An 11739-nucleotide genomic window follows, 5' to 3' on the forward strand; every position below is an offset into this window, starting at 1 on the left:
TCAATCAACATTAAGTAAATCAGAAACTACGGAACTATAAGAGACAACTCGTCCAGAACCACCTTTAACATTGGAGAAAAGATCAGCAGGGCTGTTTTCAAGACCTGGCTCCAGTTCCTCCTGCGAGTTCATGTTAAGATAAAAGCTTCTACGGTAGTGGTAATAATCTTCGGTTACTGATCTTAATTCAACAAAAAAGGGATACGTTTTAATGGCATCACCGGAATGGGAGTTTGTAGTATATGTAATGAAAACCGAAAAACTCTCTTCGCTGACACCCTCATCACTAAACAATGCAAGTGGCAAACCTTCACGAACAATAAAAGGGTCTCTCAGAAAATAGAACTCTGCCGGCCGTAAGTTGTCATAAGTGTCGAGCCAAATAACCACCTCATAGTAGGCATCATTCAACATGCTTCTTTCAAGAACAACCTCTACTCCGGGATATATAGCTCCTTCATCATCAACCCCGCCAAAAGCAATATGTGTAGCCTCTATTAAAACTGGTGGAGAAGGAACACGGAAAGATGCAGACATTGTTTGACCATCTATTGTCACCCTAATTTCATAATCCGTGTCGAACTCAGCTTCAATCTCCGTTTCATACTCGCCTTCATCGCCATTGCGAACGGAATCAATCATGATTCCGTCAGTGAAAACCTCAACCAACCCGTTGTTAACGGCTTTGATTTCGCCACCGCCTATTTTTCCATTTTCAAACAAGTAAACCGTTATGAGCTCCCCGCCTTTAATCACAGCATTCATTGAAGGCTGAGTCACAAAACCGTAATCGGGCATAGGTATTTCCTTGGCACATGAGGCTAAGAAAAAAAATAATAGTATGGTTAAAGGTGGTTTCAAAATTTTAATTCTACCCATCTCTTCTCCGTAATTTTTAAATCTATTGACAGCATAATAAAAGGCTCCTTATATGTATTAATGGTTCTTAATCTTTTTTTAGTTACCTGATCTATAGAATAGATCGTTAGAACTATAGATATTAGACAAGAGTAAACTCTGGATCATAAAAATATTGCCTTCACCACAGGCGCGTCCTTATGCACCTATTAATCAAGATGATAAAAAATTTTAACGAACTATTACTATAAATACAGATCGCAAAACATTCAATATTGATAGAATCAAGGACTTACTTTTGTCTATTCCTGCAAGACGGGCTTTCCCTGTACTCAGCTCTGATATTCTAATCCCAAGGTTTTCTATACAGACAATCAATTCACATAACATTTCATAACTCAATGTAGAGAGTTATCCTTTTTTTTGATTAAAAAAAATCAATTGAGGTCATGTGCTTCTATGCATTACTGTAAATAACGTTCAATACAGTAAAAGGTGGACATGCTATAATTTAGTAGCATGCCCATGGAATATCATCTCTAATTAGACCAATCACTATAACCATTGGTTATACTAGTAAACAGATGGGTATTACAAGACTGCAATCTTGCCGGCTCACTTGAACGCTCAATTAAACTAGAATTAATCGCCCATCCCTCAACTGCAAGAAATTGAATATCATGCGTATTCCAGTGTCCTCCGATAGCAAGTAAATCCTCTTCTACACGCCAAATCCTGTTACCTCTAACCCCGTTAATTTGATATCGACGTTCGACCTGCACGTCGTTTATTGCGCAACGACCTATTAGTCTGGCATCAGCATACGTGGTTCTATTAACTCTTTTCCATACTCCTGACGATCTCCGCCATGAAGAGACCTCAATGCCATACCGAAAATATGTCGCTGGCAAACCGTTAACAAAACTATAAACATTCCCCCCATGAACATTCAATCTGACACGACGTCTTGAATGAGTCTTCCGAGCTCTAAGATCTGTACAAACAAGCGAAGACGACTTTAGGAGATTAATATCCAACGCTTCATAATAATAAAATAATTTATCATTATCTTGAACTATGTTAGACAAATTATCCTCACATACCCGAATTAGCTCATCTCCATTTTTTATATGGGAATAAATAGTTCCATTTTCAAAAACCCTAAAAACTAAACTATCAACAACAAAATAACCATCTTCATTAGCAAAAAATCGATCGGCATTTGAATAGAATCTTGAGTACACACTCAGGCCATCCTCATCCTCTTTTAAGACCAAATAGCGGTCATTCTCGTTAATAAAAGCAACAAACTCTTCCTTGGTTTCAAACGCCTCATCATCAATTCTATCATAAAATTCATCACTAATTCGACCCATAGAGATGAAACCATGTTCATTCTCGAAAGCAATTCTCTCCTCAGCACCAAATTCAGGAACAGCATTTCTCATTTCAACATATTCTTCAAAAGAAGAAAACCGCATCACATTATCAAGATCAATGGATTCTGAAAGTTCGCTCTCTTCTGATACTTTAACAACTTCCAGATCATCACTACAACTAACAAAAAGAAATACTCCCAATAAAATCAATAAATTAAATTTTTTCATAATTTTACAACGTTAGCGGGGCGGTAACCCCGTTAATAGATTGTGTTTGGCGTCCGGTCTCGATTTCGGGGTCGGACGCTCTTTTTACCCCGTACAAAAAGGCGTACTGTGCTTCGACCTTTTTATAGATGGTAGATTTTAGATATTAGATCTTTAGAAACATGGATTTTCTGATTTTAATGATTGAATGAATAACTTTCACGCAAGCAAAAACTAAATTGTTCTATTTCCTAAAACCTGTTATGTGTTGTCTATAGAAAGGGATCTTGCCGTTAAGATGAAACCCCCAAAGGAGTTGAACAGATGCCCTGCGCAAGAGCTATCTATAAACAAGTATAATAAAAAGAAGTTATAATCTAATCAGGAATCGTTGTAGCAAACATAAAATGAAGTAAATCTGCCGAAAGCGAAGATTTGTGGTAAAGCGTTGAAATGCAGAATAATTTGACTGTTAGGATACAGATTAAGGCTCATCATTAATAAATTAAGGTTGAACGTTGTTTTGAACCAGGTGCTTAGCATCCGGTTTCAATTTTTCGTTCTGCAAAGAAAAAAAAAAAGATAAAGCGGCAAATAAAAATTAAGTTAAATCAATAATATTCTTACCTCCACTTAATCTTAACAAATTCCTTGGGTGCTTCGATGTGTTTGGGGAGTGTCTCTCTGATAGATGTTTTTAGTTTTTCGATGAGTAAAGTACGGGAAAAACTTGAATGGGTAACCAGGCTCACTTCGCGAACCGGCTGTGGACTTTTAAACCGGCGCATGTGTTCTTTATCTATTCCGTTAACGGCCAACTCAGGAACCAGTGTGTAACCAATTCCTTTTCGAACCAATCCTTTCAATGTTTCTATGGAGCCGCTCTCGTAATGAAACGGGAAGTGACTTTCGTGCGCACTTTTATTACAGATTTTCAAGGCCTGATTACGGAAACAGTGTCCATCGGATAGCAAAAGCATGCCTGAGACATCCAGTTTCTCAGCCTCTACTTCTTCTGAAGAGAGCAAAGGATGTCCATCCGGAGCATAAAACAGAAATGCTTCATTAAACAACACAGTCTCATTGAAATTTCTCTCGTCGGTGGGTGTGGCCATAATGGCCACATCCAAACGATTCTCGTGAAGTGCCTTTATGATCTGTTCCGATTCCATCTCCTCTATTCGAAGGACGGTTTCGGGATTGTTTTCAACAAAGTGACCTAAAAAAAGCGGCAACAGATGTGGTGCGAGCGTTGGAATAATTCCCAACCGGAACTCCCCTTTAATGCTTGATTTTTCTCCTGCAACAGAGGCATGTAGGTCGTTAATATCCATCAAAATCCTTCGCGCTTTGGCTATAAATACTTCGCCACCGGGAGTTGGTTTTAATGGTTTTTTTGTGCGGTCGAACAACTGGATGCCTAACTCCTCTTCAAGCTTTTTTAACTGCATGGTAAGAGTTGGCTGGGTAACATGGCAATGCTCTGCTGCCGTTACAAAATGCCGGTGCTCATCCAGCGCCACAATGTACTCCAGTTGTTGAATGTTCATAATTAGTTCAATAAAACAAATTGATTCCTAAAAACAACTTCTTTATTTATAAGTGCTCAAGCCGCACGGGCTCTTCCTTTTTGGCTACAGCCCCAAAAAGGAAGCAAAAAATGCCGCCGCTGCATGAAAAAAGCTAAAAATTTAAGTGTTTTTCTAAAAACCGTGAACTCGCTACGCTCAAACAACACGGTTTTCTTAACGAAAAAAACTTAAATTTTTCAAACGCTTTTTTCCTGAGGCGGAAAAACTCCTACTACATGAAAATACCATTAATTTTCAAGACTAAAACATGTTTTTCATTCTGCTGAAAAAACTCTGCTCATCACCCTGACCGGGTAAAAATGCCTCAGACTCCTTAAGCTTTTCAACCATTTTAGCATCCTCCCGGGAAATATCTTTCGGAATAAACACATTGATTCTGACCAATAAATCACCCCTGTGATAGCCGTTTACCTCAGGCAATCCTTTACCCTTCAACCGTAAAATTTTTCCTGGTTGTGTCCCCGGCTCTATTTTTACTTTAACTCGTCCTTCAACAGTAGGGATTTCCACAGGAGCACCTAAAATAGCATCAGGAATGCTCATGGTAAGATTATAAATTAAATCACTTCCATCGCGAATGAGTTCCGGGTGTTGCTCTTCCTGAATAAGAACCAGCAAATCGCCGTTAATGCCGCCTCTTCGAGCGGCATTACCTTTACCTGAAACAGAAAGCTGCATGCCTTCCTCAACTCCTGCAGGAATGTTAATGGTAACAATTTCGTCCTGCCTCAAAAGTCCTTCTCCGTTACATTGCGCACATTTATGGGTAATGATTCGGCCTTCTCCATGACAGGTTGGACAGGTTGACCGAGTTTGCATTTGCCCCAAAATGGTATTTGAAATACGTGTAACCTGTCCGGTTCCACGACAGGTACTACAATCGCTGTAAGCGGATCCTTTATCGGCTCCGGTGCCATTACAATGCTGACAGCTTACATATTTTTTTACTTTGATTTTTTTCTCAACACCATTGGCAATTTCCTGCAAGGTCAGTTTCACCTTCACCCTCAAATTAGAGCCTTTATTAACCCGTTGTGAGCCTGACGAACCAAAGCCGCCAAAACCACCGAAACCACCAAAGCCTCCACCAAAGATGTCTCCAAAGTGAGAGAAGATATCATCCATACTCATGCCGCCGCCACCAAAGCCACCACCGGCAGCTCCACCAACGCCTGCATGTCCAAACTGATCGTACCTTTTGCGCTTTTCCTGATTACTAAGCACTTCGTATGCTTCTGCCGCTTCTTTGAACTTCTCCTCAGCTTCCTTATTACCCGGATTTTTATCCGGGTGAAACTGTATGGCCTTTTTTCTGTAAGCCTTTTTTATCTCTTCAGCCGAAGCATTTTTGCTTACCTCAAGTATTTCGTAGTAATCTCTTTTTGACATGACAGGTTTCCTTTTATAATTATTCGCCAACCACAACTTTTGGGTACCTGATCACTTTGTCATCAAGCATATATCCCTTTTGCACACAATCCACTATTTTCCCCTTCATCTCTTCAGATGGAGCAGGAATTTTAGTTACCGCCTCATGCAAATCGGCATCAAACCCCTGATTTTCCGTTTCAATGACTTTTACTCCCTGACGCGACAGGTAACCGGTAAATTTGTTATAAATAAGATCAATACCATCCTTAACGGCATCCAAATCGCTGGCACTTCCCAAATGTTGAATGGCTCTTTCAAAATCGTCAACCACAGACAGTATATCTACAAATATTTTTTCTCCTGCCTGGCGGGAAAGATCAATTTTCTCTTTTAACGTACGCTTCCTGTAATTATCATACTCAGCGATTAACCGAATGTGCTTGTCGTTGAGATCAGATATTTGCTGCTGCAATTTCTCAATCTTTTCATCCTTCTCATCCACCTCTTCCTGCACCTGATCTTCAGTTTCATTTGTCTGACCATTGCTTTTGGCATCAACCTTCTCCTTTTCAGATTTTGTTGATTGCCCAAGCTCTTCGGTTTCCTTTACAACTTCCTCTTTTTCCTTCTTTGCAGAACTTTTTTTAGTCATATCTGTAGTAACTATTATTTTTTTGTAACTGTTTAAATTTTACGATGATTGAATCATCTAATTCCGCTGCAAAAGTAGTCAATTTTTTTGCCAATTCTACATACCGGGACAAAATGGCATAATTTGATACATTCCCTGTTACAACTTCTGCAATAATGACAAAGACAGCATCAGAAACCTGACACTGCCTTTAAGTTCATATACAATAATTGAAAGCAGACTATCTGCGATAGGCTGCAAAACGGGTTCTGTCAACAGACTCCATTCTGTGTAGCGTGGATTCGATTCGATCCAGATCATTGCTGGTTTCTACAATCCGACCATCTCCATCAATTAGGAAATTGGTCATCTGATTGCTGATTTCAAATTTTCTCGCCAATTTTGATTCTCTTCCTTCAAAATCACAAATGTGATAAAAATCAAAAAGATTATCTCTTTCAATGGTTTTATAAAATGGTGTTTTAAATCGATCTAAAGAGATACTAACAATCACAAACCCTTCACTATTTAGAAACTCACTGTTGGCAAATCGTTCCAACAACATGGTTTTTCTATGGTTATCAATGCGGGAAGGTGCATCATAAGATGCCCAGAAATCCACAAGAACCATTTTACCTTTTAAAGAGTCTGAATCAAAAGAGGTTCCATCAGGAAGAGAAGCAACGATTTTTGGGGCTCTGTCTCCAATCTTTAATCCCATATCCGGTTCGGTGGAACCACTGATGAAGGATATAAAAACCAATCCTGCCACAGCCAACATGATCAATGCTCTAATTCTCATAAACAATTGTTTTGGTGAATAATAACCAGTACAAAGTTCTGTCATTAATTGCTAACTTTTTCATTTTTTACATGAACTGACAATAAACGTTGACCGATGTAAATTATGCTCCAAAATTATGCTTTAAAACATATACAATCCAAACTCAAATGTTTGCGTTTGTTAAATAATATCATTATATTATAATGAAAAATCCTTATACTGCTAATTATCAGCAACATAAGGATTAGTTAAAAAGAAACAAAAATGACTAACAGTCATTTTTTATTTACGAATGATTGATTAAACACGACGAATAGACGCTCCCAGTTGATTAAGCCTCTTTTCTATGTTTTGATATCCGCGATCAATCTGCTCAATATTATGAATAACACTCTTACCCTGAGCAGATAAAGCCGCAATCAGCAAAGCCACTCCTGCACGAATATCAGGTGAAGTCATCACGCTGCCTCTCAGCAAATTCTCATGATTATGGCCGATAACGGTTGCTCTGTGCGGATCACACAGAATAATGCTGGCTCCCATATCGATGAGTTTGTCCACAAAAAACAAACGGCTTTCAAACATTTTCTGATGAATGAGTACGCTCCCTTTGGCTTGTGTGGCAACAACCAGAAAAACACTCAGCAAATCGGGTGTTAATCCGGGCCATGGAGCGTCTGCAATGGTCATAATAGAGCCATCAATGAAGGTTTCAATCGTGTAGTTATCCTGTGATGGGATGTAGATATCGTTACCCCTGATCTCCATCTGAATCCCCATTCGTTTAAAAGCAAGCGGAATAATTCCCAGATGTTCAGGTTCTGCATCTTTTATGGTGATTTCGCTTTTGGTCATGGCTGCCATCCCAATAAAACTTCCCACTTCTATCATATCGGGCAGAATCCGATGATTACAACCACCAAGTTCTTTAACGCCATCGATTGTAAGCAGGTTAGACCCAATGCCGCTGATGGATGCCCCCATTCGGGTGAGCATGATGCAGAGTTGCTGGATATATGGCTCACAGGCCGCATTGTAAATGGTTGTAACACCGGGAGTCAGCACAGCTGCCATAATCACGTTTGCAGTTCCGGTTACAGAGGCTTCATCCAATAAAATATATCGTCCCTTTAAGGATTCAGCATGAACGGTATAAAAAATCTCATTGGGATTAAACTCAAAAGTAGCTCCCAACTTTTCGAATCCATAGAAATGGGTATCCATTCTGCGACGTCCGATTTTATCGCCACCAGGCTTTGGGAAATATGCTTTACCATAACGAGCCAACAGCGGCCCCATAATCATAATAGACCCCCGAAGCGAAGATGCTCTTTTTCGAAAATCGGTAGATTGCAGATACTCCAAATTTACGTTGGCAGCCTTAAATGAACATGAATTGGGAGATTTCCGGTCTATCTCCACCCCCATTTCACCCAACAACTGAATAAGGTTATTAACATCCAGAATATCGGGTATGTTATCAATAAAAACTGTTTCGGAAGTTAAAAGAGTGGCGCATATTACCTGTAACGCCTCGTTTTTTGCTCCCTGTGGCACGATGGATCCCGCCATTCGACAGGGGCCGCTAATCTCAAAACTGTTCATTACAAATGGATCTAATCTCTTCCTTTATTACGTTGAAAATGCTTTTTTCTCTGACCGCGATTCTGATTATCTCTCCCAGTATCAGGTAATCTCATTTGTTGAGGAGTCACCTCCAGTTTTCCGTTGGATAGAATCCTGATGTCATTGATGATTCGATCGTCAGTTGCATGATCCTTATTCCAGTTCATCAGGGATTTACGCATATGATTTGAGAGCAGGCCAATCAGGTGATTTTTCAAATCACCATCTTCCATCTCAATCGCTTTTGCAACCATCTGCTCAATCAATCTTCCGTAATGACGAAACCGCATATTGAAATCGTTATACGGAACATTATCAGGCTTGCTTGAAAAGTTTACCGCTTCGGGAAACTCATAAGGAAAATCGATGTCCAATTGAAAATCGGACATAATTGCCAAATGATCCCAAAGTTTATGTTTAAAATCACTTACATCGCGCAAATGGGGAAACAGGTTTCCCATCACATTAACTATGGCCTGAGCGCAGCGTGTGCGCTCTTCTCTGTCTTCAATGGTTTTTGCATGATCAACCATTTTATGAATGTGCCGACCATATTCGGGCAGCACCAGTGGTTTTCGTGTTGAATTATAATCCATGAATAATTTATCTGTTGGAAAGTACTTTCCTGATATTTAATAATATAAATTGTAATTGGTATGCTAAAGAAAATTATCTATTGATAACATGTCTGAAGAATCTGTTTACCTTATGGGTTACAGCCGAATAAAACAGAATCCTTTGGTAATCATACTCATTCCCAAGCGGGGGAGTTTCTCACGAAGATTGGTTTGGGTTTGCCTGCCTGAATCATTCATTGACAAGCATATCAGACTTCAAAATTAATTTAATATTTTTAGTTTGGCAAACTTTAACAACAATTGTTTCTTTCCGGCGTTTTTAAATTCCACGATGGCCTTAATATTTGGCGCAACCCCTTCCAGTCCAATTACTTTTCCGGTACCAAAACGTTCGTGTTCAACCACCACTCCAACCTGAACCCGGGTAACTGCTCCCAAACCGGATGTTCCGGCATCGTTTTGCATAACAGATTCAGAGCTTTTTTCTGAGCCAATTTTTGAAAACTTCCCTCTGGAATTAAATCTGGATGTTGAAGAGCCGGAAAAATCATATTTTTTTCTTGGCTCACGACGTTCAAACGACGCTGACGACTTAAGAGTACCTGTAACTTGTTGTGAATCCTCTGATATATATTCTGCATCCATCTCCCGCAAAAAACGACTGGGGCTGGCAAATGTTGATTCTCCGTATTTAAAACGGTTGCGCGCAAAACTTAACGTGACCAGTTTTTCAGCACGGGTAACGGCCACGTAAAATAACCGGCGCTCCTCTTCCAAATCGTTTTCAGCCATGGCAGACATTTGCGAAGGAAACAACCCCTCTTCAACTCCAACGATGTATACATATGGAAATTCAAGTCCTTTGGCCGAGTGAATGGTCATTAAAGTAACCTTGGCCACATCCACCTCCGATTCATTATCCTGATCGGTCAACAAAGATACCTCCTCCAGAAAAAACTCCAGAGAATTAGGCTCCCCGGTTTCCCTCCGATTATCGGCAAACTCTTTTACCCCGTTAAGCAATTCATCCATGTTTTCGAGGCGTGTTTGTCCTTCTATGGTCTGATCCTGATGAAACTCTTTTAAAAGGCCACTTTGGGCAACAATTTCGGTTGTTAACTCATAGGCATCCATGCTTTCGCGCTGTCTGAAAAAACTGCTGACCAACGCCACAAAACTGTTGAGTTTCTTTAGTGTTCCGGCATTAAATCCTGCTTTCGGAAGATTTGGGTGAGTCAGAATATCCCAAACGGTAAGGTCATTTGACGCCGCAGCTGCCTCGAGTTTATCGAGCGTGGTTTTCCCAATACCCCGAGCCGGAAAATTAATGACCCGCTTTAACGCCTCTCCGTCACGAGGGTTCACCGCCATGCGCATATAGGCAAGCAAGTCCTTTATCTCCTTACGTTGATAAAACGAGAGTCCCCCATATATTTTGTATGGAATGTTGTTTTTGCGAAGCGCCTCCTCAAAGATACGCGATTGGGCATTGGTTCTGTATAGAATGGCAAAGTCTGAAAAAGCACATCGTGCCGCGTGGCGGCGCGATATGAGGTCATTCACCACAATAAAACCTTCTTCCATATCGGAAACAGCAGAAAAAATCCTGATTTTTTCTCCAGGTTCATTTTCTGAAAAAACCACTTTCTTTATCTGGCCTTTATTTCTGGATATGATGCTGTTGGCAGCATTGACGATGAGTTGTGTGGAACGATAATTTTGCTCGAGTTTAAACAGCTGATAACCGGGGTAATCGTTTCTAAAATTGAGAATATTCTCAATTTTAGCACCCCGGAAACTGTATATACTTTGAGCATCATCACCAACAACACAAACATTTTTGTGCAACTCCGCCAGTTTTTTCACAATTAAATATTGTGACCTGTTGGTATCCTGGTACTCATCAACCAAAATATACTTAAACTGATCCTGATACCTGGCCACCACATCGGGGTTATCCCTGAAAAGAAGATTTGTATTAAGAAGTAAATCATCAAAATCCATGGCACCCGCTTTGTAACAGGCTTTCATGTAGCGTTGGTAAATATCGTAAACCAGAGGAACTTTGGAGGCTCGATCGGCCATGAGACGTTGCTGATCGCGAGAATAAGCACCCGGCAAAACCAAATCATTTTTAGCCGAAGATATGCGCGACAGGATTAATCCGGGCTTATATTCTTTGTTTTTTATCTGCAACTCCTTGAGAATAGATTTAATAAGGCTTTTGGAGTCGGCACTATCATAAATTGTAAAACTGGAAGGAAATTTGATTCGTTCTGCCTCCATTCGTAAAATGCGAGCAAAAATGGAGTGAAAAGTCCCCATCCATAACCGCTGGCTCACGTTGGCTCCAACAATGGTTCCAATTCTCTCCTTCATTTCCCGGGCGGCTTTATTGGTAAAAGTAAGCGCCATGATGTTCCAGGGAGCCACTCCGTTGGCAAGCAAATGGGCAATGCGATATGTAAGTACGCGCGTTTTTCCGGAGCCGGCACCTGCAACTATTAAAGATGGGCCTTCTGTATTTACTACGGCTTCGCGCTGTGAATCATTTAATTGTTCGAGATAGTTCTCCACAAGTCCAGATATTTCAAATTTTAAAGAACAAAGATAGTCCGTTACATGATCAGATCATTGGAATTTTTTATTTTTTCGACAGCCTGATGACATCACAATTATTTTAACATGCCTTCGTTTAATATGTGTAAGATAC

The 11739-nt window shown here is 40.1% G+C and carries 9 protein-coding genes; all 9 read right to left on the bottom strand.

The features are described 5' to 3' along the window. The 9 genes from EV194_RS00325 to EV194_RS00365 all read right to left on the bottom strand — a co-directional run bounded on the left by EV194_RS00325 (position 1) and on the right by EV194_RS00365 (position 11603). Positions 1 to 879, bottom strand: a complete 879-nt coding sequence (locus EV194_RS00325) for a DUF4249 family protein (protein ID WP_132430942.1) — start codon at positions 877 to 879, stop codon at positions 1 to 3. 518 nt (positions 880 to 1397) lie between these two features. Beyond that, a complete protein-coding gene (locus EV194_RS00330; RefSeq protein WP_132430944.1) occupies positions 1398 to 2447 on the bottom strand; it encodes a hypothetical protein in 1050 nt (349 codons plus the stop codon). Between the two features lie 620 nt (positions 2448 to 3067). Then, on the bottom strand, positions 3068 to 3994 hold the full coding sequence (locus EV194_RS00335) for a hydrogen peroxide-inducible genes activator (RefSeq protein ID WP_132430946.1): 927 nt from the start codon (positions 3992 to 3994) through the stop codon (positions 3068 to 3070). A gap of 282 nt (positions 3995 to 4276) precedes the next feature. After that, positions 4277 to 5425 carry a molecular chaperone DnaJ gene (gene dnaJ / locus EV194_RS00340; protein WP_132430948.1) on the bottom strand — a complete coding sequence of 383 codons (1149 nt, stop codon included), beginning with the start codon at positions 5423 to 5425 and terminating at the stop codon, positions 4277 to 4279. Between the two features lie 19 nt (positions 5426 to 5444). Further along, positions 5445 to 6059: a nucleotide exchange factor GrpE gene (locus EV194_RS00345; protein WP_132430950.1), complete on the bottom strand. Its 615-nt coding sequence runs from the start codon at positions 6057 to 6059 to the stop codon at positions 5445 to 5447. Between the two features lie 220 nt (positions 6060 to 6279). Further along, the gene (locus EV194_RS00350) at positions 6280 to 6840 is read right to left on the bottom strand and encodes a thioredoxin-like domain-containing protein (RefSeq protein WP_132430952.1); all 561 of its coding nucleotides are present in this window, start codon (positions 6838 to 6840) and stop codon (positions 6280 to 6282) included. Positions 6841 to 7122: 282 nt separating this feature from the next. Further along, positions 7123 to 8427: a UDP-N-acetylglucosamine 1-carboxyvinyltransferase gene (gene murA / locus EV194_RS00355; protein ID WP_132430954.1), complete on the bottom strand. Its 1305-nt coding sequence runs from the start codon at positions 8425 to 8427 to the stop codon at positions 7123 to 7125. A gap of 11 nt (positions 8428 to 8438) precedes the next feature. Beyond that, on the bottom strand, positions 8439 to 9044 hold the full coding sequence (locus EV194_RS00360; RefSeq protein ID WP_132430956.1) for a DUF4290 domain-containing protein: 606 nt from the start codon (positions 9042 to 9044) through the stop codon (positions 8439 to 8441). 243 nt (positions 9045 to 9287) lie between these two features. Beyond that, complete coding sequence (locus EV194_RS00365; RefSeq protein WP_132430958.1) at positions 9288 to 11603, bottom strand: ATP-dependent helicase; 2316 nt, start codon at positions 11601 to 11603, stop codon at positions 9288 to 9290. Between the last annotated feature and the right edge of the window lie 136 nt (positions 11604 to 11739).

This window comes from Natronoflexus pectinivorans (assembly GCF_004345615.1).
Taxonomy (GTDB): domain Bacteria; phylum Bacteroidota; class Bacteroidia; order Bacteroidales; family Marinilabiliaceae; genus Natronoflexus; species Natronoflexus pectinivorans.

Coding starts and splice junctions, on each gene's coding strand:
- dnaJ (WP_132430948.1), bottom strand. CDS start 5,425: ATGTCAAAAAGAGATTACTACGAAATACTTGAGGTAAGCAAAAATGCT.
- EV194_RS00350 (WP_132430952.1), bottom strand. CDS start 6,840: ATGAGAATTAGAGCATTGATCATGTTGGCTGTGGCAGGATTGGTTTTT.
- EV194_RS00345 (WP_132430950.1), bottom strand. CDS start 6,059: ATGACTAAAAAAAGTTCTGCAAAGAAGGAAAAAGAGGAAGTTGTAAAG.
- EV194_RS00360 (WP_132430956.1), bottom strand. CDS start 9,044: ATGGATTATAATTCAACACGAAAACCACTGGTGCTGCCCGAATATGGT.
- EV194_RS00335 (WP_132430946.1), bottom strand. CDS start 3,994: ATGAACATTCAACAACTGGAGTACATTGTGGCGCTGGATGAGCACCGG.
- murA (WP_132430954.1), bottom strand. CDS start 8,427: ATGAACAGTTTTGAGATTAGCGGCCCCTGTCGAATGGCGGGATCCATC.
- EV194_RS00325 (WP_132430942.1), bottom strand. CDS start 879: ATGGGTAGAATTAAAATTTTGAAACCACCTTTAACCATACTATTATTT.